Below are 25,953 nucleotides of genomic sequence, written 5' to 3' on the forward strand. Positions count from 1 at the left end.
ATGCCTGAACATCTAGATTTGACGAGGCTCATTTTCGGCCGCCTCACCTGGGAAGCGATCCCCTATCACGAGCCGATTCTCCTGGCGACCTTCATCGCCGTTGCGCTCGGCGGACTGGTGGTCCTCGGCGCAATCACCTACTTCCGTCTCTGGGGCACGCTGTGGCGCGACTGGATCACCAGCATCGACCACAAGAAGATCGGCGTCATGTACATCATCCTCGGACTGGTGATGCTGCTGCGCGGCTTTGCCGATGCGATCATGATGCGCGCCCAGCAGGCGTTCGCTTTCGGCAACGAGGCCGGTTTCCTGCCGCCGCATCACTACGACCAGATCTTCACGGCGCACGGCGTGATCATGATCTTCTTCGTGGCGATGCCGCTGGTCACGGGCATGATGAACTACATCGTGCCGCTGCAGATCGGCGCGCGCGACGTGGCCTTCCCGTTCCTGAACAACTTCAGTTTCTGGATGACCACCTTCGGTGCCGGGCTGGTGATGGCCTCGCTCTTCGTAGGCGAGTTCGCGCGCACCGGCTGGCTGGCCTATCCGCCGCTGTCCGGGCTGCAGTTCAGTCCGGACGTGGGGGTCGACTACTACATATGGTCCTTGCAGATTGCGGGGGTCGGCACCTTGCTGTCCGGGGTCAACCTGATCGCGACCATCGTGAAGATGCGCGCGCCGGGCATGACGCTCATGAAGATGCCGGTGTTCACCTGGACCGCGCTGTGCACCAACATCCTGATCGTCGCTGCCTTCCCGGTGCTGACGGCCGTGCTCGCCCTGCTCTCGCTGGACCGCTACGTCGGCACGAACTTCTTCACCAACGATCTCGGCGGCAACGCCATGATGTACGTGAACCTGATCTGGATCTGGGGCCACCCCGAGGTTTACATCCTGATCCTTCCGGCCTTCGGCATCTTCTCCGAGATCGTTTCCACCTTCTGCGGCAAGCGCCTCTTCGGCTATGCGTCGATGGTCTATGCGACGCTGGTGATCACGATCCTGTCGTACCTCGTCTGGCTGCACCACTTCTTCACGATGGGGTCAGGCGCCAGCGTCAATTCGTTCTTCGGCATCACGACGATGATCATCTCGATCCCGACGGGCGCGAAGATCTTCAACTGGCTGTTCACGATGTACAAGGGTCGCATCCGCTTCGAGCTGCCCATGATGTGGACCATCGCCTTCATGATCACCTTCGTCATCGGTGGCATGACGGGCGTGTTGCTCGCGGTGCCGCCGGCGGACTTCGTGCTGCACAACAGCCTGTTTCTGATCGCGCACTTCCACAACGTGATCATCGGCGGCGTGGTCTTCGGCATGTTTGCCGGCATTACCTACTGGTTCCCGAAGGCTTTCGGCTACAAGCTCGATCCGTTCTGGGGCAAGTGCTCGTTCTGGTTCTGGGTCACCGGTTTCTATTTCGCCTTCATGCCGCTCTATGTGCTGGGGCTGATGGGCGTCACCCGCCGCCTGAACCACTTCGAGGATCCGTCGCTGCAGATCTGGTTTCAGATCGCGGCCTTCGGCGCCGTGTTGATCGCGCTGGGCATCCTGTCGATGCTCATCCAGTTCGTGGTGAGCTACCTCCGCCGCGATCAATTGCGCGACGTCACGGGCGACCCGTGGGATGGCCGCACGCTCGAATGGTCGACCTCGTCGCCGCCGCCTGCCTACAACTTCGCGTTCACGCCGCACGTTCATGACAACGACGCCTGGGCCGACATGAAGAAGCACGGCTTCACTCGGCCGCTCGGAGGATTCATCCCCATCCACATGCCGAAGAACACCGGCGCCGGCTTCATCATCGCCGCCCTCGCTGCGGTCTGCGGCTTCGCCCTGATCTGGCAGATGTGGCTGCTGGCCGGCATCGGCTTCTTCTCGATGCTCGCTGCCGTGATCATCCATACCTTCAACTACAAGCGCGACTATCACGTCCCGGTGGACGATGTCGTCCGCACCGAAGGCGATCGCACCCGCCTCCTGGCTGCCCATGTCTGACGTTACTGCCCTCTCCCCTGGCGGCGCCGCGAGCGCCAGTCCGAGTTCGCGCTTCTACGTGCCCACCGAGCATCATCCCGAAAACGGGACGATGCTCGGCTTCTGGCTCTACCTGATGAGCGACTGCCTGGTGTTCGCGTGTCTGTTCGCGATCTACGGCGTCCTTGGCCGCAGCTTTGCGGCGGGCCCATCGGGCGCGGACCTGTTCGATTTGCCGCTGATCGCACTCAATACCTCCTTGCTGCTGGTATCGTCGATCACCTATGGCTTCGCGATGATCGAAATGCAGCGCAGCCGCGTGAAGGCCACCATGATCTGGCTGGTCGTGACCGGCCTGCTCGGCGCGGGCTTCATCGGCATCGAGCTCTTCGAGTTCGCGCACCTGATCCACGAAGGCAACGGTCCGCAGCGCAGCGCCTTCCTTTCGTCGTTCTTCGCACTGGTGGGCACGCACGGGCTGCACGTAACCTTCGGCATTGTCTGGCTCATCACGTTGATGGCGCAGGTGGGCAAGCACGGCTTCATCGCGGCGAACCGTCGCCGCCTGATGTGCCTGTCGATGTTCTGGCACTTTCTGGACGTCGTCTGGATCGGCGTCTTCACCTTCGTGTACCTGATGGGAGTGCTGCCATGAGCGCGCATGACGAAACCTCCGCCCATGACGATCATCACGGCCACGACGACGGCGCGCCGCACGCGACCTTCAAGGGCTACATGACGGGCTTCGTGCTGTCGGTGATCCTGACCGCGATTCCGTTCTGGCTGGTCATGGGCAATGTGTTCGAGAAGTCCAGCGTGACGGCCATGGTGATTCTCGGGTTCGCCGCGGTGCAGATGGTGGTGCACATGGTGTACTTCCTGCACATGAATGCGAAGTCCGAAAATGGGTGGACGATGCTGGCGTTGATCTTCACTGTCGTGCTGGTCGTGATCACGCTGAGCGGCTCGTTGTGGGTGATGTACCACCTCAACCACAACATGATGCCCGGCATGATGGACATGCACACGATGCCTTGACCGAGCGCGGTCGGCGTTCCGCGCCCGTCTTGATTGCGCTCGCGCTCTGCGCGGCGCTGATGTTCGCGGGTTTTGCCGCGCTCGGCATCTGGCAGGTCGAGCGAAGGGCGTGGAAGCTCGATCTCATCGAGCGGGTCGACCAGCGTGTCCATGCAACGCCTTCCGCCGCACCCGGGCCCGATCAATGGCCGCAGGTGAATGCGGCCGCCGACGAGTACCGGCGCGTCAGCGCCTCCGGCACGTTTCTCCACGGTCACGAAACGCTGGTGCAGGCGACGACGGCACTCGGGAGCGGCTATTGGGTGCTGACGCCGCTGCGCATGGCGGATGGCAGCGCGCTGCTGGTCAATCGCGGCTTCATTCCGCCGGAGCGCCGCGACCGCGCCACCCGCAGCGCGGACGAACCGACCGGCGAGACCACCGTCACCGGCCTCATGCGCATGACCGAGCCCGGCGGCAGCTTCATGCGCCGCAACGACCCTGCCGCGAACCGCTGGTATTCGCGCGATGTCCAGGCGATCGCAACGGCCCGCGGCCTGGACCGCGTGGCGCCCTACTTCGTGGATGCCGGGGCGGCCCCGTCGCGTTCTGCCCAGCCGGTCGGCGGCCTGACGGTGATCGCGTTCCAGAACAACCATCTGACCTATGCGATCACCTGGTTCGCCCTCGCCCTGATGATCGCCGGCGCCGCGTGGTACGTCGGACGTGACGAGCTTCGACTGCGGCGAAAGCGCATCGGCGAAACGAGCGAAGATGCCGGGCATGACTGAAGCCACCGCGGTCGCTCCGCGTCCGCCATCCGACTCGCTTCCCGGCAGGCGCACGGGCGACGCGACCGGACTCAAGAACATGCAGCAGCTGATCCAGCTGCGCTGGATCGCCGTGGTCGGGCAGGTGGCGACGATCATCGTCGTGCATTTCGGATTCGGAATCCACCTGCCGCTCGACCAGATGCTGGCGGTGCTGGCCTGCCTGGCGGCCTTCAACGCTGCCAGCCAACTGCGCTGGCGCATTCACAGGGACGTGACCAATACGGAGCTTTTCGTCGCACTGCTGGTCGACGTGGCCATGTTGACCGCCCAGCTCTATCTCAGCGGGGGCGCGACGAATCCCTTCGTCTTCCTCTATCTGCTGCAGGTCATTCTCGGTGCCGTGCTGCTCGAATCGTGGTCCACCTGGACGATGGTCGGCATCACGACGGCCTGCTTCGGTGGACTGGCGCTGTTCTCCGAGCCACTCGCGCTCCCGCGGGCATACGGCCAGGGCCTGTTCAGTCCGTACGTCCTGGGCGTACTGGTCTGCTTTGCGCTCATTGCGGCGCTGCTGGTGGTGTTCATCACGCGGATCAGTCGCAACCTGCGTGGCCGCGATGCACGTCTGGCGGACCTGCGCCAACGCGCCGCCGAGGAGGAACACATCGTGCGCATGGGCTTGCTGGCTTCCGGCGCTGCGCACGAGCTGGGCACACCGCTCGCCACGCTGGCGGTGATCCTCGGCGATTGGCGACGACTGCCGCATTTCACCTCGGACCCCGAACTGCTCGACGAAGTCAGCGAGATGCAGGCCCAGGTCCAGCGCTGCAAGACGATCCTGACGGGCGTCCTGTTGTCGGCCGGCGAGGCGCGCGGGGAGAACTCGGAGGAAACAACCGTCAGCACCTTCCTCGATGACTTGGTCGAGGAATGGCGGACCACGCGAGCCGCCACATCCTTCGCTTACGAAAACCGGTTCGGCCACGACCTCCCCATGGTTTCGGATTCGGCGCTCAAGCAGATGATCTGCAACGTGCTGGACAATGCCCTCGAGGCATCGCCGCACTGGGTCGGCCTCACCGCCGCGCACGACGGCGACGCGCTGACGCTGACAGTCACGGATGTCGGCCCCGGCTTCCCACCCGGGATGCTGGCGCAGTTCGGCAAGCCCTACCAGTCGAGCAAGGGTCGGCCCGGCGGCGGCCTGGGCCTGTTTCTCGTGGTCAACGTGGCTCGCACGCTTGGCGGCAGCGTCACGGCCAGGAACCGGCCCGAAGGCGGCGCAGTCGTGACACTGACGCTGCCGCTGGCGGCCATCACCCTTGACGAGGACGAAGAGAACGAAGATGACGATGGAGATGGAAGCTGATCGCCTGCTGTTGATCGTGGAGGACGACGCCGCCTTTGCGCGGACGCTCGGCCGCTCGTTCGAACGCCGGGGTTATTCGGTCATGCACGCCGCAAACCTCGATCAGGTGGCGGAACTCCTGCGCGAGCACTCTCCTGGCTATGCGGTCGTCGATCTGAAGCTCAACGGCGATGCCTCGGGCCTCGCCTGCGTGCAGACGCTGAACGGGCACGATCCCTCGATGTTGATCGTGGTGCTGACGGGCTTTGCCAGCATTGCCACCGCGGTCGAGGCGATCAAGCTCGGCGCCTGCCACTACCTGGCCAAGCCGTCCAACACCGACGACATCGAAGCCGCCTTCGGTCGCGCCGAGGGCAACGCGGAAGTCGAACTGACCAACCGTTCCACGTCGATCAAGACTCTGGAATGGGAGCGCATCCACGAGACGCTTGCCGAAACGGGCTTCAATATTTCCGAAACTGCGCGCCGGCTGGGCATGCACCGACGGACGCTGGCACGCAAGCTTGGCAAGCAGCGCGTCAAATAGGGCGTAGGGCGTAGGGCGGAGGCGCCGCTATTCGAGACCTTCAGCCTGCGCCAGCAGCCTCGCGGTGGCCTTGGCCGCCATCTCCAGGCGTTTCACGTCGCGCTCCCCGAGTTCGGCGCGAGGCTCGAAGCTGAAGCCGCACAGGACCCCATACAGGGTGCCATCCGAGAAGCGTACCGGCACGCCGATGTGCGCCCCCATGCCGTGGTAGTAGTCGGGCAGGCCGTTCGCGACCCGCACGCTCGTGACGTCGGGCACCAGGCAGGGCATTCGCCCGTCGACGATGCGCTGGCAGATGCTTTCGGCACGCGGATGGGAATCACCGGGCCGGATGATTGCGTCCACGGTCCTTGAAGAGATGTGGCGGAACACGCGGTCGCCGTCCACGAACTGGCCGACGAAGACGACCTCGAGATTGAGCTGCTCGCGAACCACGCGCAAGAGACTCCCAATGCACCTCTCGGTGAAGCTGCCGTGGACATTGTCTTCCGCGGTGATCGCGGCAATTTCCCCCGCCCACCTTTGCAGATCGTCCTCGTCGCGTTGGGGTGTCGTGCTCATCAATATTTCCCTTTACACCAGCGATCCTACGTCAGCGACTCGACGCCACTTGTGCCGGACTTCTGTGGATAACTTTGTGTGTAGTGCGTGGAGGCCCATGCACGAAGCCTGACGCCATGCGGGTTGGCACTGCATTGCCTGCGAAACGGGCATTGCAGCGGATACTGCGGGTTCGCCGCACTTCAGCGGCGCGCATCAGGAGGAACACCATGACCGAGCGCTCCATACCTAAGCCGCGCCGCGTCGCACTCATCGCGCACGACGGCAAGAAGACCGCGATGATGGCCTTGGCGCGCGAGTTCGAAACGCTGCTGCGCGACTGCCAGCTGTGCGCCACCGGCACCACGGGCACGCGGCTGGGCTCGGAGGTGGGCCTCACGGTCGAGCGACTGCTGAGCGGCCCGCAAGGCGGTGACCTGCAGATCGGTGCGCGTCTCGCGACCGGCGAGATCGACATCGTGATCTTCCTGCGCGATCCGATGACCGCTCAGCCGCATGAGCCGGATATCAACGCCCTCGTCCGCGCATGCGATGTTCACGACGTGCCCTGCGCCACGAACGTGGCCAGCGCACGCCTGCTGCTGCGTCAATTGCAAGGAAGCGCGACGGGCTGAAGGGCGCTCAGAGCTTCGCCAGATATTTGATACCGACGACCAGCGCAATACCGAGAACGACGAGGAAAAACAACCGACTCCATCGCACGCCCGGTTGGTTGTACCCGGGCATTTCATTGCGATGAAGGCCCGAAAACGACGTCGTGTCCGGCTTGTCTCGATGCCAGTCGTGGAAGTTATCGCGGTCGGTATTCATGTAGTACATTTTAACTACAGTTACCTGATCATTTACAACCGCTTGTCGTCCATTCCGGCACGTTCGGCCGACTGTCGGATTGGACCTCGTCCAAGCCCTCTGCTAAGGTTTGTGGATGCTGTACACAAACCCAGAGAGCACCGCCTCCTTGGACAACCGCAAACGCTGGCTCGCGCTGCTCGTTCTTTGCCTCGGCGTTCTCATGATCGTGCTCGACACCACGATCGTGAATGTCGCGCTGCCGTCGATCCGCCAGGACCTCGGCTTTTCGGAAACCTCGCTGGTCTGGGTGGTGAACGCCTACATGCTCAGCTTCGGCGGATTCCTGCTGCTTGGCGGCCGGCTTGGCGATCTGTTCGGGCACCGGCGCTTGTTCCTGCTCGGCATCACGCTGTTCACCATTGCCTCGCTGGCATGCGGCCTGTCCAATTCGCAAGCCCTGCTAGTGGCGGCGCGGGCCGTGCAAGGCCTCGGGGGTGCGGTGGTTTCGGCGGTGGCGCTCTCGCTGATCATGAATCTCTTCACCGAACCCGCGGAGCGCGCGAAGGCGATGGGCGTGTACGGCTTCGTGTGCGCCGGCGGCGGCAGCATCGGCGTACTGCTGGGCGGCCTGCTGACGGGCGCGTTGAGTTGGCACTTGATCTTCCTGGTCAACCTGCCGATCGGCGTGGCGGTCTATGCGCTGTGCCTCATGCTCTTGCCCGATATGCCCGGGCACGCAGCCGGTGAACGGCTCGACATCGGCGGCGCTGTCACGATCACGGCCTCGTTGATGCTGGCCGTCTATGCGATCGTGAACGGGAACGAGGCCGGCTGGACCTCGGCGCAAACACTCGTCCTGCTGGGCATCGCGGCGGCGCTGCTGGCGATCTTCCTCGCGATCGAGTCGCGGGTGCAGCACCCGCTGATGCCGCTGCGCCTTTTCCGCCTGCGCAACGTATCGATTGCCAACGTGATCGGGGTGCTCTGGGCGGCCGCGATGTTTGCCTGGTTCTTCATCTCCGCGCTGTACTTGCAATTGGTGCTGGGCAGCAGCCCGATGCTGGTGGGCCTCGCCTTTCTTCCGGCCAATCTGATCATGGCGGCTTTCTCGCTCGGCCTGTCGGCCAAGCTGGTGATGCGATTCGGCAACCGGCGTCCGCTTGCCTTCGGGCTGCTGCTGGCCGCAGTCGGGCTGGCCTTGTTCGCGCGCGCGCCGGTCAACGGAAGCTTCACGGTCGACGTCCTGCCCGGCATGACGCTGCTTGGACTCGGCGCCGGCATGGCGCTCAACCCGCTGCTGCTCGTGGCCATGGGCGATGTGTCGCCGAGCGAATCCGGCCTCGCGTCGGGTGTCGTCAATACAGCCTTCATGATGGGCGGTGCGCTCGGGCTGGCCGTGCTCGCCAGCGTCGCCGCTGCGCGGACGGAAGGCCTGCTCGCCCTCGGCCTCGACACGCCAGCGGCACTCACCGGCGGCTACCACGCAGCCTTCCTTGCCGGCGCCTTTTTTGCCGCACTCGCCGCCTTGCTGGGCGCAGTGCTCCTTCGTGGTGCGCACGCCCAGGCCGGCGCTTTCGCGGAAGAAACGTAGGCTTTGACCTACAGAAAATCCGACCGGCCGCGCCCACCATCAAGGGCATGAAGAATCCAATCAAACTCGTCATCGACGAGCCTGCGCCTGGGTCTTATATCTGGACGCTGCTCGAAACCGACGCCGGCGGCGCACCTCGGAAGGTCTTGCGATCTGCCGAGTACGGCGCGGACACCTACGAGGCCGCGCTTGCGGCCGGCACGCGAATGATGGACGCCGAGATTCGCAAGAACGTGGCGGCGTCCTCGGAACGCGGCAGCGTTTCGGGCTAGGCCAGGAGCGTCTTGAAAGGCACTGCCGGGTCAGTTGCCGCCGCCGGGTCCGGACTGCGCCCCGCTTCGAGCAGCTTGCGACTCATCATGTGGTCGACCGGTGCATTCACCGACTCGACACAGCGCAGTTGCGCGTCCACATAGTGCAGCAGCGAAAACGAAGCGGGATTGGCGCCAGGGCGCCGGAATGTTGTTGCACCCGCCAGGCCCTCCGCCGGAACCAGTCCCGCCATTTGAAGCCGAAGGCTGCCTTGGTCGGACCAGAACCACGGCACTGCGTCATGCGGCCGCGCGGCACCCGTGAGCGTGRCGACCGCGGTGCGTGCCTGATCGTTCGCGTTCTGCACGGACTCGAGCCGGAGTGCGGCACCCGAGCGCCGGTCCGGAAAGCGCGTGCAGTCGCCCACGGCCAGCACGGATTCATCGTTGGTCTGCATGTAGGCATCGACCACGATGCCATCGGCGCATTCCAGCCCCGCCGCCTGCGCCAACGCCATCTCCGGCACCGCGCCGATGCCGAGCAGCAACAGGTCGATCGGCTGCGGCTTTCCATCGACTTCGATCGCCGTCAGGCGCTTGCCGTCGATAAGGGGCTGGCCCGTCCGTACGCCCACACGCACATCCATGCCGGCGGCGCGATGCGTCGCCATGACATGGGCGGAAAGCTCGGGCGACACCGCACGACTCAGCAGGCGTGGAGCGCTTTCGAGCACGACCACCTGCTTGCCGAGCGCCAGCGCGGTTGCGGCAACTTCGAGCCCGATGAATCCCCCGCCGAGCACCGTGACGTGTTGCGCTGCCGAGAGCTTGGCACGCAGTTGGACGGCATCGTCGGCGGCTCGCAGGAGGGCGACGTTGTCGAGCCCTTCCAACGCCGACAGTCGACGCGCCCGCGAGCCGGTGGCGAGCACCAGGCGCTCCCAGCCGAGCACCGCGCCCGAACGCAGCGTAGCCGTGCGCGCCGCGCGATCGATGGCCAGTGCGGCATCGCCGAGATGGAGCGTGATGCCCGATTCCGTGTACCAGGCTTCGGCGCGATGCAGTTGTGGTATTTCTTCCGGGCTCTTCAGGAAGGTCTTCGAAAGCGGTGGGCGGTGATAGGGGATTGCGGCCTCCTCGCAGACCAGATGCACCCGCGCACCCTGCCCTGCTTCCACCAGGCCGGCACAAAGCTGCGCAGCCGCGTGACCACCGCCGATGATGACAATGTTCGAATTCATGGATGATTTTCTGTTGCTGTCGGCGATCCGCACAATGATCGGATCAAACTCGACACTTTAGCCTCGCCACCAAGCCACCTGATGAAACGCATCGACATCGCTCGGACCGGGGCATGAACCCGCGCATCGTGCCCATCCCTTCCTCCGTCCCAGGCGTCGATGCGCTCTGGCCTTTGTGCGTCGACATCGTGGCGCATCGTCGTGGTCACACAAAGCACTGGGACGTCGGCGCGCCGCTGGCTTGGGATGCATCGAGAGGCTTTACCTTGCGCGGCATGTGGCACGACGATGCAATCGAATTGTTCGAGTTGCTGAAGCCGATACTCGACCAGCCACGCGAAGGCGCGCCCTGGGTGATCGGCCAGTTGGGCCAAAGCCTCGACGGATACGTCGCCACGCACAACGGGGACTCCCACTGCGTGAACGGACCGGAAGTGCTGACGCATCTTCACAGGCTTCGTGCCCTGTGCGACGCTGTCATCGTCGGTGCCGGCACGGCAGCCATCGACAACCCGCAACTCACGACGCGCCTCGTGGCCGGCGAGCACCCGGTGCGCGTCCTGCTTGATCCGACATTGCGCCTTTCGCCCGCGCTGCGGGCCCTCACGGACGACCAGGCACCTACCCTGCTTGCTTGCGATGCCCGCCGCGCCGACGAGGCCAAGAGACGCGTGGGCGCCGACCATGTGCTCGGTGTGGACGACCTCGCGGATGCCTCGGGCGCGCTGAACCTGAGCGCGCTGCTGCGTGCGCTCGCGATGCGAGGACTTCAAACGTTGTTCGTCGAAGGGGGCGGCGTCACGGTCTCTCGCTTCATTGCGCAGGGGTGCATGGACCGGCTTCATCTGAGCGTTGCGCCCGTCCTGATTGGTACCGGTCGGCCCGGACTCAGGCTTCCGCCCAACGCCGTGATGCGCGATTGCCCGCGACCACCGGGTCGGGTATTTCGCATGGGTGAGGATGTGCTTTGGGATCTGGATTTGCGGGCTGCTCCGACATAGAGCCCGCTTCGATTCAAGACATTTGAATTTGATTTCCCCAAGTTCCAGAGAGGAACAATTGGCCAAGCGTGGGAACAATTCAATTCGCTTGTCGAGATGCGTCTGCGGAATTTCCCATTCCGCAGACGCTCACGATAGCGCGCATTGATTACCGAGCTGCGCGGCTCTCAATGCAATTCAATAGGTTTGACGCTGCGGATGCATGACTTTTGAATTTCTCCCGAGATCCGCAGCCCTATTGATGCCTTGCTGTGACAGCGAAAAGGATTTTACGAGTCGCCCAGCGCCCATCGGCGAACTCGCCATGGAAATCAGATCATTCTCAGGGACCATAGGAATTCGTCCCGATTAATAAATCGAGAGTGATCAATCGATTGAAATAACTCGCTCACGAAGGCACCGCAAGAAGCTCGCGGTGCCCCACGCTCAAACAATTCTGGCCCGTCGATCCCAGCCGCTGTCTTCTCCATTCGCTCACCAGCATGTCGGCCAACGGCGCCTGTTCGAGCGCCGCACTGGCCATGCCATCGACCATTGCGGTGAACATCGCCGCGGCCTTCGCGCTGTCGCTTCCGTCGATGTGCCAGTCGCTTGCGGTCTGGATGACATCGAAACCCGCTGCGGCGAAGCGCTCGGCGGCGAATTGCACGGCGTCAATGCCCATTGCCGGGCCAAAGCCCTTGTCTCTGTGCTGATGCGACACGAATAGCTGATGGATTTCTTCGTCTCCGGGAACAGGCGGCACCCACGCCATGCGGCCATCGACACTGAGGGCAAACAGCGCCGCCGCGCTGACGGACTGCACATGTCCAATCAGCGCATCGAGCCATCCCATCGATACGAGATCGAGAAGCGCTGACGCGGTAACAAGCCGGGCGTCCGCAAAAGGGACCGTGTCGAGTGCCAGCGCGAGGTCGATGCGCAGCAGTTGAATCTCCGCCGACCAATCCGGCCCATCGATGCGAAGGCCGCTTTCGCCCGGCCGGAGCCAGAAACCAAGCTTTTGCGCCCAGGCAGCCAACACGGCAGGCAATGCATCCAGCAACAGCGGATCGTGGTCAACGAGCAGCCAGCGCTGGGGCCCCCGCAAGCGCGGAGCCAGTTCGCGGAGGTTGGCCCCGGTGCCGCAAGCCAGGTCGATCACGGTGAGCGTCGAATCGTCGCCGCGCAGACGGCTTGCGAGTGCAGGCAGGTCAAGCGATGGCGCCGCGGCCGTACGCGCCGCCTGATCAAAGGGTTCGCGCAGCGCGAGCCAATCGGCGCCGAAACCTGTCATGCAGGGCCCATCCCCTGGAAGCGCGCGAGCGCCGATGCAAATCGAGCGGCGCTGTCCGGCCAGGTCGGCAGCAAGCGGCCGGCCGCGCGCGCGCCAACAGCCAATTGACTGCGCCAGACGGAGTCATCCATCAAGCGCCGCAAGGCTTCGCGCAATGCCACGCCATCGCCGGGCGGAACCAGCACGCCCGCTTCGGCGGGCACGGTATCCGGGATGGCGCCGGCTCGCGTGCTGATCACCGGCAGACCATGTGCGAGCGCAACAGCCAAGGCCATGCCGTAGCCCTCGTGAAACGACGGCAGAACAAACGCGTCCGCCGATGCATAGAGCGCCCTCAAGGCGTCTTCGTCCTGCTCGCCATGGAGGACGACGCGCTCGCGCATGCCGTGGCGTTCGATGGAGGCCGAGAGTGTTGCCGTGCACTCCGGGTCCATCGCAAGGCTGCCGGCGCAATGCAGGGTCCAGCGTCGATCCAGCAATCCAGCGAGGGCTTCGACCAACAAACTGTGGCCCTTGCGCGGCGTGACCGTCGCGACGCAAAGGAGGCTCAAGACTTCGGAACCCGATCCCGTAGCCGGCAATGCCCGCTCGGTCCCCGGTTCGATCACTGCGATGCGCGAGGCCGCGACGCCGTAGGCAGCCAGCGCACGTCCAGTGGACGGGCTTGTCACGATCACGCCGCTCGCCATCGCGAGGGCCTGGCGCTCGCTCTCGAACAAGGTACGCCGCATGTCATCCGCAAGGCCTGTCTCCAACGACAGCGGGTGATGCACCAGCGCGATCCATCGAATGCGCCGTGCATGTTCGGCCGCCAATTCGGGCATGGCGCCGAATGCCAGTCCATCGACCACGGCCAATGCACCGTCCGGCAACCCTTCGACCACTCGCCGCGCCGATGCCCGCGCCGCCGCATCAGGCACGGGCCATCCCTCGCCCAGCGAGAGGACATCGACACGCCACCGCTCGGCACTGAGCCCGTCGATGATGCGTCGGTCATAGGTGTAGCCGCCCGTGCGCGTACCCAGGTCGCCCGGCACGAGAAAGCTGCAATGCGCGGTCAACTCGCGCGCGCCGGCAGTGCGCCCTCGTAGGCCGCCCAGGCCACGTGCGATTCGTGGAGCTTCACGCGCAGCGACGACAACCCGCTCGCGTGGGGCCCGAGTTCGCCGTTTCCGATGCGCGCGGCAACGCGGTCGAAGATCACCCGCGCCATGAATTCGGTGGTGGTGTTCCGCCCCTCGAATGCAGGATCGTCGTCGAGATTGCGCAGATTGAGTTCGCCCAGCACGGTACGCAGCACCTCCGTCGCCAGGGCGATGTCGACCACCACGCCGTCGGCATCCAGTTCCGCGCGGCGCAATTCGACGTCGACGACGTAGGTCGCGCCATGCAAGCGCTGCGCTGGGCCGAACACATCGCCGCGAAAGCTGTGGGCGATCATGAAGTGATCACGGACGTTGACGCTGTACATGCGGGCCCTTCTGAAGTGGTGTGAAGTTTCAGGCGTAGTCGATACGCTGGCACAGGGTGTCCGGCGAACCTGCCGACAAGCGGGCCAGCACGGCAGGCAGTTCGTCGAACGCGGCGGTGTCGGTGATCAGCGCATCCAATGCGGGATCGCGCAGCAGCGACAGCGCAAGGCCGAGCCGGCGCCCGCGGCTCCATCGCGCGCGCTGGGCCGCCGCCACGTGACCCACTTGCGAACTCCTGAGGGTCAGTCGCCGCGAATGAAAGGCTTCGCCGAGCGGAAGCGTCACTTCGCGCCGCCCGTACCAGCTCAGTTCGATCACGGTCGCCTCGAAAGCCGCCAACCGCAACGCGGTGACCAGGCCTTGCGCACGACCGCTCGCATGCACGACGAGGTCGGCGTCGGTGCTCGCGTCCTGCGGGCTCGCAAAGGTGACGCCCAGCGCTTCGGCGATCGAGCGGCGCGATGGCAGCGTGTCGATCAGTTCGACCACACAGCCGGGCATGCGGCCGGCGAGCCAGGCGACGAGCAGGCCGACGACTCCGCCGCCCACGACGGCGATCCGGTCACCGACGCGTGGCGCAGCGTCCCACAGCGTGTTGACGGCAGTTTCCAGGCAGGCTGCGAGCACCGCGCGCTCGGGAGGCACGTCATTCGGCAGAGGGTGCACGGCATCGGCCGGCACGATGTAGTGAGTCTGATGCGGATGGAGGCAGAAGACGTGACGACCCCGCAGCGCGTCCGGCCCATCCTCCACGATGCCGACGCTGGCGTAGCCGTACTTGACCGGGGCGGGAAAGTCGCCTTCCTGGAAAGGGGCGCGCATCCGGTCGAACTCGGACTCCGGCACCTCGCCGCGAAACACCAGCATCTCGGTGCCGCGACTGATGCCGCTGTGCAGTGAGCGAACCCGCACTTCGCCGGCGGCCGGCATACCGCATGCCGCGTCTCGGATCGCCGCGCGGCCCGGCGCCTCGATCCAACAGGCCCGAGCCTCAGCGGAATCCACGCGTGACGGATGTGCTGGCATGGGGGCGATCTTAAGTCGATGCCCTCGCTGCCCGCGGCAGGCGTCGACGAACCGGAGATCGAGTGAAAGTCAGTGTTTCTCCGAAGTCGTTTTCTTCGCTTGCGCCCGCGAATCTCTGATAGCCTGCACAGTCATGCGCGCCCTCGCCTTTCTCGCCAACATCGCAGTCATTGCCGTCGCGTACTACTTCGGTTCGTGGACGGGATTGCTCATCGCATTGGCGGTGTGCGCCGCGCTGGTCGCCGCATTTCTAGTGTTCTCCACCGACAAGACCGAAGCCGGGGAATCGCGAAAGATGCGAAAGGCGATGGGCCGGAACACCACTTTCCTGGCCGGCCTGTTCGAACACAGCAAGCACTGACTCCGGCTACGCCACCGCCGCCTTCGCCACCGCGACAGCCGCTTCGCGCGGCAACGCCACCGCATTCTTGACCGCGAGGATCTCCGCCATCACGCTGACCGCGATCTCCGGCGGCGTCTTGCTGCCGATGTAGATGCCGATTGGCCCGCGCAGCCGCGCCAGCGAGGCCGGGGTCTGGTCGAAGTGCTCGATCATGCGATCTCGCCGTGCTTCGGCATTGCGGCGCGAGCCGATCGCGCCAACGTAGAAGGCTTCGCTCTGCAGCGCCTCGAGCAGGGCCAGATCGTCCAGCTTGGGATCGTGCGTGAGCGCGACGACGCAGGTGCGGCGATCGGGCCTGAAGGCGGTCACCGCGTCGTCGGGCATCTCGGTGGTGATCGTCACGCCCGGCAAGGTCCAGCCGGTGCGGTATTCGGCGCGCGGATCGCACAGCGTCACCGCGAAGCCGCTGAACTTCGCCATCGTGGCGAGGTATTCGGCAAGCTGGCCGGCGCCGATCAGCAGCATCCGGTATTCGGGGCCGAACGTATTGACCAGTTCGGTGTCGCTCACCGAGAGCTCGGCCGGCGACGCTGCTTCAGCCAGCTTGACGGAGCCATCGGCCAGCGACACGGTGCGCTGCATCAGGCGCCCTTGCTCCAGCGCGGCCACAAGCGTTTCGAGCGAATCCGGATCCGGGTCGTATTCGAGCAGCAGTTCGAGCGTGCCGCCACAAGGCAGGCCGAAGCGATGCGCTTCGTCGGCGGTGATGCCGTACTTGACGAGCGAAGGCGCGCCGGTGGGCATGACGCCGTCGCCGTGCGCGCGGCTGTAGCGCGCGATCAGGTCGTCTTCGATGCAGCCGCCCGATACCGAGCCGACGACGGCGCCGTCTTCGGCCAGCGCCATGATCGATCCTACGGGGCGCGGCGATGAGCCCCAGGTGCGGACCACGGTCGAAAGCATCGCGCGGCGGCCAGCCAGTCGCCAGTCGCGCAGCGTGCGCAGCACCATGACATCGAGGTTTTCCATGTTCGTGTCTCGCTTTTCGGATCGCGTCAGTCGGCCGGTTTTTCTTCGGGTTCGTCAGCGTCCTTCTCGGACTTCTTGCCGAAGCCGAGCTTCTTCATGAACCCGGCCATTGCGCCCTTCTTTTCTTCAGCCGGGGGTGCGTCCGCGTCCGCTGCCGGAACTTCGGCGGGCGGCGGCCCGAAGCGGCTCTGCATCTCGGCCTCGAAGCGCTTGAAGAAATCGTCGGCGGTCGACTTGGCGGCACCGTCGATCAGGCGCTGACCCAGCTGCGCGATCTTGCCGCCCACCTGCGCCTGCACCGTGTAGTCGAGTTCGCAGCCTTCGCCGTTGTCGGCCACCGGCTTGAGCGAGACACTGGACGACCCCTTGGCGAAGCCGGCCACGCCGCCCTGCCCTTCGAACGAGAGCTTGTAGCTGTCGGGCGCCATGATGTCCGCCAGCGTGACCTTGCCGTTGAACTTGGCCGACACCGGGCCGACCTTGACGGCCAACCCCACGGCGTACTGGTTGTCGCCGGTCAGCTCGAACTTGTCGCAGCCGGGGATGCATTTCTTCAGCGTCTCGGGATCGTTGAGCGCTTCCCAGGCTTGCTGTTGCGTGATGCCGAGCTTGCGGTTGCCGAGCATTTCCATGGTGATTCTTCCTTAGGGTGTGGGGCGGCGGTCGCGACGACTATCGGCCGGACCGCATCAAGGCGGCGAGGCTCGCGGCCAGTTGTTCAAGTGCACTGAGATTGTGGACCGCGAGCATCGCGTCCGCATGGCGGTGCAACATGGCCGCACCGCGCGCAAGGGGAGCGTAGCCCTCGTAACGCATCAGCGGGTTCAACCACAGCACGCGTCGCGAATGGCGCTTGAGCCACAGCAGTTCGCTCTCCAGGGTTTCGGGCTCACCGGTGTCGAGGCCGTCGCTGATCACCAGGACCAGCGTGCGGCGACCGGTCAGTCGGCGCGCGTGACGGCGCCGCAGTTCGCCAAGTGATTCGCCCAGGCGCGTGCCACCGGCGAAGTCGTCGATGGCCTCGCTCGCCGCGGCCAGCATCGAATCGGTGTCGGCGATGCGGAAGGCCGGGGTCAGATCGGTCAGGTGGGTGCCGAACGCGAAGACGTCGCGCCGACCCGAGCGCCGAGTCGCCGCGTGAAGGAAGGCAAGGAGCAGCCTGGCGTAGCGCTCCATCGAGCCCGACACGTCGACCAGCACCAGCAGCGGCAAGGGCTGCTTGCGCCGCGCCCATCGCGGCAGCCGAAGAATCTCTCCGCCGGTGCGCGCCGCCTCATGCAGCACGCCGGGCCAATGCATGCGCGAATGAGCGCCGGCGTCGCCGGTCACGCGCAGCCGACGAGCGGGCAGCGTCGGGATCGGCAGCGCGATGTCGCGCGCGAGGCGCTCGACGAGCCGGTATTCCGCAGCCCCCAGCGCATTGAAGTCGGCATGGTGGACGCGCACCCGGTCGCTCGCGGTCATGGCGGCGTCGAAGTCGACTTCGCGATCGTTCTGCGCGGAACGTGCCGAATCGCGAGGCGCTGCGAGCGCCTCGCGAACGCGCGGCCGACGCTTGGAAGGCTCGGCCTTGCCCTCCGCACTCGGCAGCATCTGCGCCAGCAGCTTGTTGGCCAGTTCAGGATCGCGGAACCAGGCGTCGAACAGTTCGCGGAACACCAGGCGGTCTTCTTCGCGGCTGATCATCACGGATTCCATCGCGGCAGCGAGATCAAGCCGGTTCTCCACGCCCACCAGCGTGGCCGCTTCGGCGGCGAGCGCAATGCGCATGGAATCGGTGCGCACGCCGGCACGACGCAATGCACGGCCGAAGCCCAGCATGTTGCCCGCCAGCTTGCCCCGACGCGCGTCGCCAAGCTGGTGAACCGTACCGTCGCTCAAGGTGCCGCCTCCTCCTGGGGCTTGAGAAGATCCGATGCAAGCTCATGCGTCAGCGCGGCCACATCGTCGCGCTGTTTGAAGAGGATGCCGGCGGTGTCGACCACGATCTCGGGATCGAGCTCGATGGTGTCGAGCGCAACCAGCGCCTTGGCCCATTCCACGCTTTCGGCGATGCCCGGGCCCCGCTGGAAGGCGCTTGCGAACGGCGCGCTGCGCAGGCGGGCCACAAAGGCAGCCACCTGCTCGGAGAGCAACGCACCGGCTTGCGGCACCTGCGCCCGCACAATGGCCAGTTCGCGTTCCCGCTCGGGATAGTCGAGCCAGTGATAGAGACAGCGCCGCTTGACCGCGTCGTTGAGCTCGCGCGTGCGGTTACTGGTCAGGATCGTGACCGGCGATACCAGGGCGCGCACGGTGCCCAGTTCGGGAATGCTGACCTGGTATTCGCCAAGGTATTCGAGCAGGAAGGCCTCGAAGGGCTCATCCGCACGATCGACCTCGTCGACCAGCAGGACCGCGCCGGGTGCCGGTGCCTGCAGCGCCTGCAGCAGTGGCCGGCGGATCAGGTAACGCGGCTGGTAAACCTCGGACTCGACATCGGTCGAAATGCCCTGCGCCTCGGCCGCGCGCATGTGCAGCAACTGCGCTGCGTAGTTCCATTCATAGAGCGCCTCGCGCTGCTCGAGACCGTCGTAGCACTGCAGGCGCAGCAGTTCGCGCTGCAGCGCCGTCGACAGGGCCTTGGCCAACTCGGTCTTGCCGACACCGGGCTCGCCTTCCAGCAGCAGCGGACGCTGGAGCCGCAGGGCCAGGAACACCGCCGTCGCAAGCCGCCGATCCGCGTAATACCCGGCGCCCTGGAGCGCCTGCACGACCGCGTCGATGGTGGGGAACGGTGAGGTCGTCGCAGGCGTGATGTCGGTCATCGCGAAAGCTTATCCGAGCGCCTTCGCGACCGCCCGCTGCGTGAGAACGCCAATGAGGTTCGCACGGTAGGCCGCCGAGGCGTGCAGATCGCTGTTGAGATCGCTCGCGTCGATCTTCACGCCGGCCGCCGCTTCGGGCGTGAAGCTCTTCGTCAGCGCCTGTTCGAGCCCCGTGTGGCGGAACACGCCATTGCCCGCGCCGGTGACGGCCACGCGCACGCCGTCGTCAAACTGCGCGACGAAGACGCCGACGAGCGGGAAGTTCGATGCCTTCTGGCGCAGCTTTTCATAGGCCGCCCGCTTCGGGATAGGGAAGCGGATCGCCTTGATCAGTTCGCCGTCCGTCAACGCGGTGGTGAAGAGGCCCTGGAAGAAGTCGTCCGCGGCAATCTCGCGCTGCGTGGTGACGACAGTCGCGCCCGTGGCCAGCACCGCGCTCGGATAGCAGGCTGCCGGGTCGTTGTTGGCGACCGAACCGCCGATGGTGCCCATCGCGCGCACTTGTCGGTCGCCGATGTGCGCCGCCAGCCACGCCAGCGCCGGGAAGGCGGCCTGGATGTCGGCGTTGTTGGCCACGTCCAGATGACGCGACATCGAGCCGATCACGAAGGCGTTGCCCGCCTTGCTGATGCCGGTGAGCTCCTTGATGCCGCTGAGGTCGGCGAGCTGCTCGGGGGCGGACAGGCGCAGCTTCATCGAGGCGAGCAGCGTCTGCCCGCCGGCCAGCGGCGTAGCGCCCGCAGCGGCGAGCTTGACGGCATCCGCCAGGGTGGTGGGGCGTTCGAGGGTGAAGGCGTACATGGTGTTTTTCCTTCTGTGTTCAGGGGGCCGGACGACCTTGGGTACTGGCGGCCAGCGAGGGCTGCTGCGCGGGGCTCACGCTTCCCTTCTGCATCGCTTCCCAGACCCGGTGCGGCGACGCCGGCATGTCGAAGTCCTTGACGCCGAGCGGCGCCAGCGCGTCGAGCACGGCGTTGATCACCGCCGGTGGTGAGCCGATCGCACCGGCCTCGCCGCAGCCCTTGGTGCCCAATGGGTTGTGCGTGCAAGGCGTGCTCACCGTGTCGAGCTTGAACATCGGGAAGTCGTCCGCGCGCGGCATCGCGTAGTCCATGAAGCTGCCGGTGAGCAGCTGGCCGGATTCGTTGTCGTAGACGCAGTTTTCCATCAGCGCCTGGCCGATGCCCTGCACCAGTCCGCCCAGCACCTGCCCTTCGACGATCATCGGATTGATGATGGTGCCGAAGTCGTCGACCGCGGTGAAGCGATCGATCTTGACCTCGCCGGTCTGCTTGTCGATCTCGACCTCACAGATGTAGGTTCCGCCGGGGAAAGTGAAGTTGGTCGGGTCGTAGAACGCGGTCTCGTTCAGTCCCGGTTCGAGCTTGTCCAGCGGATAGTTGTGCGGCACGTAGGCCGTCAATGCAACCTGCCCGAACGGGATCTTCTTGTCGGTGCCCTTGACGGTGAACTCGCCGTTGGCGAACTCGATGTCGGCATCGCTCGCTTCCATCAGGTGGGCCGCGATCTTCTTGGCCTTGGTCTCGATCTTGTCGAGCGCCTTCATGATCGCGGCGCCGCCGACGGAGATCGAGCGCGAACCGTAGGTGCCCATGCCGAAGGGCACGCGTCCGGTATCGCCATGCACCACGTCGACCGCCTCGACGGCGATGCCCAGCCGCGCCGCAACGACCTGCGCGAAGGTGGTCTCATGACCCTGCCCATGGCTGTGCGAACCGGTGAAGACCGTCACGCTGCCGGTGGGATGCACGCGGATCTCGCCGCACTCGAACAGCCCCGCACGCGCGCCGAGCGCACCCGCAATGTTCGACGGCGCAATGCCGCAGGCCTCGATGTAGCTGGAGTAGCCGATGCCGCGCAGCTTGCCCTTCGCTTCGCTGGCGGACTTGCGCTGCGCGTAACCGGCGACATCGGCCAGCGTTTTGGCCTTGTCCATGCAAGCATGGAAATCGCCCGTGTCGTACTGCAGCGCCACCGGCGTCTGGTAAGGAAAGGTGGTGATGAAGTTGCGCTTGCGAATCTCGTCCTGGCCCAGGTTCATTTCCCATGCGCAGCGCGATACCAGGCGTTCGAGCAGGTAGGTCGCCTCCGGTCGGCCGGCGCCGCGGTAGGCATCGACCGGCGACGTGTTGGTGAACCACGTGTCGACCTCCACGTAGATCTGCGGCGTGGTGTATTGCCCCGCGAGCAGGGTGGCGTAGAGGATGGTCGGCACCGCCGTCGAGAAGGTCGACAGGTAGGCGCCGAGATTCGCATTGGTGTGCACGCGCAGCGCGAGGAACTTGCCTTGCGCATCCATCGCCATCTCGGCGTGGCTGACGTGATCGCGGCCGTGCGCATCGGACAGGAAGCACTCCGAACGTTCGCCGGTCCACTTGATGCTGCGATTGAGCTGCTTCGCGGCCCAGGTGAGGCACACGTCCTCGGCATAGAGATAGATCTTGGAGCCGAAGCCGCCGCCCACGTCGGGCGCAATCACGCGCACCTTGTGCTCGGGCAGACCGAGCACGAAGGCGGTCATCAGCAGCCGCTCGACGTGCGGATTCTGGTTGGCGACGTAGAGCGTGTACTCCTCGTTCGCGCGGCTGTAGCTGCCGATGGCGACGCGCGGCTCGATGGGATTGGGCACCAGCCGGTTGTTGACGAGGTCGAGCTTGGTGACGTGCGCCGCGGTGGCAAACGCTGCGTCGACCCCCGCCTTGTCGCCGATCGCCCATTTGTAGCACTGGTTGTCGGGCGCCTGCTCGTGAATGGTCACACCGCTCTGCTTCTTCGCGGCGTCGGCCACGCTGACAAGCGCGGGCAGCTCCTCGTAGTCGACCACGATGGCCTCGGCAGCATTCTTCGCCTGCTCGACCGTCTCGGCCACCACCATCGCGACGTGGTCGCCGACGTAGCGCACCTTGCCGATCGCGAGGATCGGATGCGGCGGCTCCTTCATCGGCGTGCCGTCGGGGTTGTTGATGAGCCAGCCGCAGGGCAGGCCGCCCATCTTGCCGTCGATGTCCTTGCCGCTGAAGATGCCGACGACGCCGGGCATCTTCGACGCCGCCGCGGTGTCGATGGACTTGATCTTCGCGTGCGCGTGCGGCGAACGCAGGAACACGGCGTGGGCCTGGTTGGCCATCGTCACGTCATCGGTGTATTGGCCCGCGCCGGTAAGGAAGCGATAGTCTTCCTTGCGCCGCAGTGCCTCACCGATGTGCGGCAGGCTGGAGAAGTCGGATGCACCCATGTCGTTCTCCTCAGGCCGTGGCGGTTGCTTTGGCGGGCGCGGCGGCCATCGCCTCGCCGCCCATCTGGACCGCCTTGACGATGTTCTGGTAGCCGGTGCAACGGCAGAGATTGCCGTCGAGCAGCTCGCGGATCTCCGTCTCGCTCGACTTGGGATGGTGCGTGCACAGGTCGATGGCGCTCATCACCATGCCCGGCGTGCAGAAGCCGCATTGCAGCCCGTGGCATTCCTTGAAGGCTGCCTGCATCGGATGCATCGTGCCGTCGGGTTGGGCGATGCCCTCGATGGTCGTGATCTCGGCACCGGCCACCTGCGCGACCAGCACGTTGCACGACTTGACCGCGCGCCCGTTGACATGGACCGTGCACGCGCCGCACTGCGCGGTGTCGCAACCGACGTGCGTGCCGGTCAGATGAAGGTGCTCGCGGATCGCCTGGACGAGGAAGGTATTGGGGGGTGCGTCGACCGTGACCTCGCGGCCGTTGACCGTGAATGGAACCTGCATTTGGCTGTCTCCGTTGGAAGGTGATGGCTGTTTTCGGCCATTGAATCTTGGACGCCCGACCTGACCGTCACCCTAGGCAAAACCCTAGGCGCTTGCAGGTTCTCCTTGAAATTCTCAAAATGAAACAGCTCGCCCTTTGGCGAAGCCCGAACAAGGGCCGATTCAGGCCCGACCCACACGATGACCGTCCAAACCGCTTCGCCCGCGCCAGAGCGTTCCCTTTCCATCGCCCAGGCGCGACGCGAGTGGATCGATGGCGAGCCCGTTTCCGATTCGCAGGCCGCTCGCATCGAACCGTGGCTGGCGCGTTCGTGGCAACGCTGCCTGGACGCCGGACACCAACCCCGGGAGCGCGTCAGTTTCGACCCGGTCTCGGCGCCCAGCGCGCGGCACGTGGCCGAGCGCAACCGCGCGCTGGTTGCCGCGGCGCGGCCCGTGCTGGACCGCCTGTCGCGCGCCATCGCGGACACGCGCTACTTCGCGATCCTCACCGATGCCGATGGCATCGTGGTCGACGTCGGCAACCTGCCCGGCGGCAGCGACGCAGCAGCCCGCCATGTCCGCAACATCGCGCGCGTCGGCGTCGACCTGTCGGAACGCGCAGTCGGCACCACGGCGATCGGCGCCGCGCTGGCGGAACGCGAGACTGTCTGGCTGCATCGCGGCGAACACTTCTTCGAAGACACCAGCATCTACACCTGCGCGGGCGCGCCGCTGTTCGGCCCCCAGGGCGAATGCATCGGCATGCTGGACCTGACCGGCGTCCAGGTGGTCGAGCGCCCCGAACTCCGGCATCTGGCGGCGCTTTCCGCGCGCAGCATCGAGAACGCGCTGCTGCAGCGCCAGCCCTGCGAGTTGCTGCTGCACATCGGCTGGCCGGGTTGCGCGCCGGGCGCCGACACCGAAGGCCTCTTGTGCATCGATGCCGACGGCAATGTGACCGGCGCCAACGCCGCTGCGCGCCACATGCTGCATCAGCCGCTGTCGTCCGGCCCGGTCATGAACTGCAACGACCTCTTCGCGCTGCCGCCGCAGATGCTTTTCGATGCGGCGCGGCGCGGCGACGCCATGCTCGAAGTGCCGCTCTGGTCCGGATTGCGCGTGCAGGCTCGGGCCCAGCTGACCGGCGCAACCACGGTCCATGCCGTCACGGGGTCGAGTCGGCCCCGGTTGCGGGATGTGGAGACGGCGCTGATTCGCAAGGCGGTTGACGAAGCACGCGGCAATGTCGCGGAAGCGGCTCGTGCACTCGGCATCAGTCGCGCGACCGTATACCGCAAGCTGCCGCGCAGCCGCCGCGCAGGCTGAATAGCCGACAAGGCGCGTGCACGCCGCGCCACTTGCGGCGTTCGTGCCGTTTGCCACACACCGCGCGTCTTCAGACCGCCCGGATAGTGACTGCATTACATTTAGTTGCTATTGTCAGCAGTTGTTAAAACAATTGCACGCCACCCGGCGGCATGACTGGGACGTTGATCATGAGCGCATCCGAGGGCCGTACCTTTTCCTTGTCGCGAAAACCGACGAGACGCCAAGTCCTTGGCCGCCTGACCGGCGCCGCGGTTGCCGCCAGCCTGGGCCTGCCCGCATTCGCACAAGCCAGAGCCATACGGATCGGCGCGACTTTCGACAACAGCAGTGTCGAAAAGGCCAACGGCACGGGGCTGTTCCTCGGCTCGAGCGCTTATTTCAACGGGATCAACCGGGCGGGCGGCATCAACGGCACGAAGGTCGAACTGCTCATGGCCGACGACCAGTTCAAACCCGAGAACGCCAAGGCCAACGCCCTCGCCTTCGCTGCCGACAGTTCGGTGCTTGCCATGGTGCATCCGCTGGGCACGCGCCAGACGGCGGAAGTGAGCGACGCCGTTCCCGGCATGGCGGTTGTCGGTCCCAACACGGGCACCGTGTCGCTGCGCAAGAAAGCGGCGCCGAACACCTTCTGGGTGCGCGCCAACTACGACCAGGAGATCGACAAGCTCGTCGCCACGGCGGCCGTGCTCGGCCAGTCGCGCATCGGCCTTGTGTATTCGAACGATCCGCTGGGCCAATCTCTGCTGGCGGGTTTCAAGTCGGCCTTGGCCAAAGCCAAGATTGAACCGGCCGTGATCGCCAGTACGCCGAGCACGACCAGCATGGAAGTCGAGCCCGCAGCCAAACAGATCGCCGAAGCGTCGCCGCAAATCGTCATCATCGGCCTGGCGGGCACTGCGCCCGCCTTTGTGCGCGCATTGCGTGCCGCCGGCGGCAAGAGCAGCGCCTATGGCCTGTCGATCACGGCGGGCTCCTTGGGCGCGATGGGCGACCTCGCGCACGGACTGGGTTTCGCGATGGTGGTGCCCTCTCCCTTTGCGACCAAGTTCGAGATCGTCCGCCGCTATCAGGCCGACATGCTGGCCAACGGCTCCAAGGAGTTTTCGCTGCCGAGCCTCGAGGGCTACATGGACGCCGCCGTGCTGGCCGAAGGCCTTCGCCGAGCGGGCCCGTCGCCGACGCGCGCTGCGGTGATCTCGGGACTGGAGCACATCGAGGGTTACGACCTCGGCGGCGTGAAGATCAACTTCGGCCGAAGCAACCGCGAAGGCAGCCAATTCGTCGATGTGGCCGTGATCAGCGCCAACGGAAGGCTGTTGAGCTAACCCCTATGTTGAGCTAACCCCCAGGTTGGCTCACTTCGTGTAGCCGCCCACCCCCTTGCAGGGGGCAACACCGGCGGCCCGGCGGAGCCGGTTCCGCGGTGTTTCACGAACGGGCGCCGCTTCACCAGCGGAAATACGGGTGCTCAAGCAGAATCATGCGAATGAACCCTCGCTACGCGACCGTCGCACCTTCACGCGCTGAAGTCGACGCACTCCCTGGCCTCACGTTGGTCGAATTCGGCACCGACTGGTGCGGCTTCTGCAAGGCGGCGCAGCCCCTTATTTCCGAAGCCTTGTCCGGCGCGCCGCCCACGCGCCATCTCAAGATCGAGGACGGCAGCGGACGGCCCCTTGGCCGTTCGTTCCGCGTCAAGTTGTGGCCGACATTGATCTTCATGCAGCAAGGCAAGGAAGTCGCCCGCTTGGTGCGCCCCGAAAACGCCGCCGCGATCCGGCGCGAACTCGAACAGGCGGCCGGCACCAGTCTCTAGCCGC

General features: G+C 65.5%; 28 protein-coding genes. 14 read left to right on the forward strand and 14 right to left on the reverse strand.

The window, feature by feature from the left end; all coding sequences use genetic code 11:
* The 6 genes from cyoB to AC1DN9_RS09290 are packed head-to-tail and all read left to right on the forward strand — an operon-like array spanning position 1 to position 5,668.
* Entirely contained in the window at positions 1 to 2,004 is a 2,004-nt protein-coding gene (cyoB, locus tag AC1DN9_RS09265; protein WP_478099346.1) for a cytochrome o ubiquinol oxidase subunit I, read from the forward strand.
* The gene (cyoC, locus tag AC1DN9_RS09270; RefSeq protein WP_478099348.1) at positions 1,997 to 2,638 is read left to right on the forward strand and encodes a cytochrome o ubiquinol oxidase subunit III; all 642 of its coding nucleotides are present in this window, start codon (positions 1,997 to 1,999) and stop codon (positions 2,636 to 2,638) included. Before cyoB ends, cyoC begins: the two co-directional genes overlap by 8 nt.
* Entirely contained in the window at positions 2,635 to 3,021 is a 387-nt protein-coding gene (gene cyoD / locus AC1DN9_RS09275) for a cytochrome o ubiquinol oxidase subunit IV (protein WP_478099349.1), read from the forward strand. Before cyoC ends, cyoD begins: the two co-directional genes overlap by 4 nt.
* A complete protein-coding gene (locus AC1DN9_RS09280; protein WP_478099351.1) occupies positions 3,018 to 3,791 on the forward strand; it encodes an SURF1 family protein in 774 nt (257 codons plus the stop codon). The genes cyoD and AC1DN9_RS09280 overlap by 4 nt, the downstream gene beginning before the upstream one ends.
* Entirely contained in the window at positions 3,775 to 5,142 is a 1,368-nt protein-coding gene (locus AC1DN9_RS09285) for an ATP-binding protein (RefSeq protein WP_478099353.1), read from the forward strand. The genes AC1DN9_RS09280 and AC1DN9_RS09285 overlap by 17 nt, the downstream gene beginning before the upstream one ends.
* The gene (locus AC1DN9_RS09290) at positions 5,132 to 5,668 is read left to right on the forward strand and encodes a response regulator transcription factor (protein WP_478099355.1); all 537 of its coding nucleotides are present in this window, start codon (positions 5,132 to 5,134) and stop codon (positions 5,666 to 5,668) included. The genes AC1DN9_RS09285 and AC1DN9_RS09290 overlap by 11 nt, the downstream gene beginning before the upstream one ends.
* 27 nt (positions 5,669 to 5,695) lie before the next feature.
* On the opposite strand, the gene AC1DN9_RS09295 is transcribed toward AC1DN9_RS09290, so the two are convergent.
* On the reverse strand, positions 5,696 to 6,229 hold the full coding sequence (locus AC1DN9_RS09295; RefSeq protein WP_478099356.1) for a GAF domain-containing protein: 534 nt from the start codon (positions 6,227 to 6,229) through the stop codon (positions 5,696 to 5,698).
* A gap of 209 nt (positions 6,230 to 6,438) precedes the next feature.
* Here AC1DN9_RS09295 and AC1DN9_RS09300 point away from each other — a divergent pair, with 209 nt between their 5' ends.
* Positions 6,439 to 6,843 carry a methylglyoxal synthase gene (locus tag AC1DN9_RS09300; RefSeq protein WP_478099358.1) on the forward strand — a complete coding sequence of 135 codons (405 nt, stop codon included), beginning with the start codon at positions 6,439 to 6,441 and terminating at the stop codon, positions 6,841 to 6,843.
* Between the two features lie 7 nt (positions 6,844 to 6,850).
* Here AC1DN9_RS09300 and AC1DN9_RS09305 read toward each other — a convergent pair whose 3' ends face one another.
* Positions 6,851 to 7,039, reverse strand: coding sequence for a hypothetical protein (locus tag AC1DN9_RS09305; RefSeq protein WP_478099359.1), 189 nt, complete (start codon positions 7,037 to 7,039; stop codon positions 6,851 to 6,853).
* A 115-nt stretch (positions 7,040 to 7,154) separates the two neighbouring features.
* Here AC1DN9_RS09305 and AC1DN9_RS09310 point away from each other — a divergent pair, with 115 nt between their 5' ends.
* Complete coding sequence (locus tag AC1DN9_RS09310) at positions 7,155 to 8,612, forward strand: DHA2 family efflux MFS transporter permease subunit (RefSeq protein WP_478099361.1); 1,458 nt, start codon at positions 7,155 to 7,157, stop codon at positions 8,610 to 8,612.
* 47 nt (positions 8,613 to 8,659) lie between these two features.
* On the forward strand, positions 8,660 to 8,884 hold the full coding sequence (locus AC1DN9_RS09315) for a hypothetical protein (RefSeq protein ID WP_478099362.1): 225 nt from the start codon (positions 8,660 to 8,662) through the stop codon (positions 8,882 to 8,884).
* Here the strand turns inward: AC1DN9_RS09315 and AC1DN9_RS09320 are convergent.
* Positions 8,881 to 10,104, reverse strand: coding sequence for an NAD(P)/FAD-dependent oxidoreductase (locus tag AC1DN9_RS09320; protein WP_478099364.1), 1,224 nt, complete (start codon positions 10,102 to 10,104; stop codon positions 8,881 to 8,883). The genes AC1DN9_RS09315 and AC1DN9_RS09320 overlap by 4 nt on opposite strands.
* A 113-nt stretch (positions 10,105 to 10,217) precedes the next feature.
* On the opposite strand from AC1DN9_RS09320, the gene AC1DN9_RS09325 reads away from it, so the two are divergent.
* Positions 10,218 to 11,105, forward strand: coding sequence for a RibD family protein (locus AC1DN9_RS09325; RefSeq protein ID WP_478099366.1), 888 nt, complete (start codon positions 10,218 to 10,220; stop codon positions 11,103 to 11,105).
* 388 nt (positions 11,106 to 11,493) lie between these two features.
* Here the strand turns inward: AC1DN9_RS09325 and AC1DN9_RS09330 are convergent, their stop codons facing one another.
* The 4 genes from AC1DN9_RS09330 to AC1DN9_RS09345 form a co-directional block, all read right to left on the reverse strand.
* Entirely contained in the window at positions 11,494 to 12,249 is a 756-nt protein-coding gene (locus AC1DN9_RS09330; protein WP_478099368.1) for a hypothetical protein, read from the reverse strand.
* 128 nt (positions 12,250 to 12,377) lie between these two features.
* The gene (locus AC1DN9_RS09335) at positions 12,378 to 13,442 is read right to left on the reverse strand and encodes a glycosyltransferase family 4 protein (RefSeq protein WP_478099370.1); all 1,065 of its coding nucleotides are present in this window, start codon (positions 13,440 to 13,442) and stop codon (positions 12,378 to 12,380) included.
* Entirely contained in the window at positions 13,439 to 13,852 is a 414-nt protein-coding gene (locus tag AC1DN9_RS09340; RefSeq protein ID WP_478099372.1) for a 6-pyruvoyl trahydropterin synthase family protein, read from the reverse strand. The genes AC1DN9_RS09335 and AC1DN9_RS09340 overlap by 4 nt, the downstream gene beginning before the upstream one ends.
* Positions 13,853 to 13,880: 28 nt before the next feature.
* Entirely contained in the window at positions 13,881 to 14,879 is a 999-nt protein-coding gene (locus AC1DN9_RS09345) for a zinc-dependent alcohol dehydrogenase (protein WP_478099373.1), read from the reverse strand.
* Positions 14,880 to 15,012: 133 nt separating this feature from the next.
* On the opposite strand from AC1DN9_RS09345, the gene AC1DN9_RS09350 reads away from it, so the two are divergent.
* Entirely contained in the window at positions 15,013 to 15,240 is a 228-nt protein-coding gene (locus AC1DN9_RS09350) for a hypothetical protein (protein WP_478099375.1), read from the forward strand.
* A gap of 6 nt (positions 15,241 to 15,246) precedes the next feature.
* On the opposite strand, the gene AC1DN9_RS09355 is transcribed toward AC1DN9_RS09350, so the two are convergent.
* The 7 genes from AC1DN9_RS09355 to AC1DN9_RS09385 are packed head-to-tail and all read right to left on the reverse strand — an operon-like array spanning position 15,247 to position 22,819.
* Positions 15,247 to 16,251 (reverse strand): XdhC family protein, encoded by a 1,005-nt coding sequence (locus tag AC1DN9_RS09355; protein WP_478099377.1) that lies wholly within the window; start codon positions 16,249 to 16,251, stop codon positions 15,247 to 15,249.
* Positions 16,252 to 16,277: 26 nt separating this feature from the next.
* The gene (locus AC1DN9_RS09360) at positions 16,278 to 16,883 is read right to left on the reverse strand and encodes a CoxG family protein (RefSeq protein WP_478099379.1); all 606 of its coding nucleotides are present in this window, start codon (positions 16,881 to 16,883) and stop codon (positions 16,278 to 16,280) included.
* A gap of 40 nt (positions 16,884 to 16,923) precedes the next feature.
* Entirely contained in the window at positions 16,924 to 18,072 is a 1,149-nt protein-coding gene (locus AC1DN9_RS09365; protein WP_478099585.1) for a vWA domain-containing protein, read from the reverse strand.
* Between the two features lie 56 nt (positions 18,073 to 18,128).
* A complete protein-coding gene (locus tag AC1DN9_RS09370; RefSeq protein WP_478099381.1) occupies positions 18,129 to 19,058 on the reverse strand; it encodes an AAA family ATPase in 930 nt (309 codons plus the stop codon).
* Positions 19,059 to 19,067: 9 nt separating this feature from the next.
* Positions 19,068 to 19,859, reverse strand: a complete 792-nt coding sequence (locus tag AC1DN9_RS09375; RefSeq protein ID WP_478099383.1) for an FAD binding domain-containing protein — start codon at positions 19,857 to 19,859, stop codon at positions 19,068 to 19,070.
* A 19-nt stretch (positions 19,860 to 19,878) separates the two neighbouring features.
* The gene (locus AC1DN9_RS09380; protein ID WP_478099385.1) at positions 19,879 to 22,314 is read right to left on the reverse strand and encodes a xanthine dehydrogenase family protein molybdopterin-binding subunit; all 2,436 of its coding nucleotides are present in this window, start codon (positions 22,312 to 22,314) and stop codon (positions 19,879 to 19,881) included.
* A gap of 10 nt (positions 22,315 to 22,324) precedes the next feature.
* Positions 22,325 to 22,819, reverse strand: coding sequence for a (2Fe-2S)-binding protein (locus tag AC1DN9_RS09385; RefSeq protein WP_286508228.1), 495 nt, complete (start codon positions 22,817 to 22,819; stop codon positions 22,325 to 22,327).
* A gap of 180 nt (positions 22,820 to 22,999) precedes the next feature.
* Here AC1DN9_RS09385 and AC1DN9_RS09390 point away from each other — a divergent pair, with 180 nt between their 5' ends.
* The 3 genes from AC1DN9_RS09390 to AC1DN9_RS09400 all read left to right on the forward strand — a co-directional run bounded on the left by AC1DN9_RS09390 (position 23,000) and on the right by AC1DN9_RS09400 (position 25,949).
* Positions 23,000 to 24,127, forward strand: a complete 1,128-nt coding sequence (locus tag AC1DN9_RS09390) for a helix-turn-helix domain-containing protein (RefSeq protein ID WP_478099388.1) — start codon at positions 23,000 to 23,002, stop codon at positions 24,125 to 24,127.
* A gap of 170 nt (positions 24,128 to 24,297) precedes the next feature.
* Positions 24,298 to 25,458: an ABC transporter substrate-binding protein gene (locus AC1DN9_RS09395; RefSeq protein ID WP_478099390.1), complete on the forward strand. Its 1,161-nt coding sequence runs from the start codon at positions 24,298 to 24,300 to the stop codon at positions 25,456 to 25,458.
* Positions 25,459 to 25,613: 155 nt separating this feature from the next.
* Positions 25,614 to 25,949 carry a thioredoxin family protein gene (locus tag AC1DN9_RS09400; RefSeq protein WP_478099392.1) on the forward strand — a complete coding sequence of 112 codons (336 nt, stop codon included), beginning with the start codon at positions 25,614 to 25,616 and terminating at the stop codon, positions 25,947 to 25,949.
* Positions 25,950 to 25,953: the final 4 nt, after the last annotated feature.

Source organism: Variovorax sp. 05L425, from assembly GCF_056397705.1.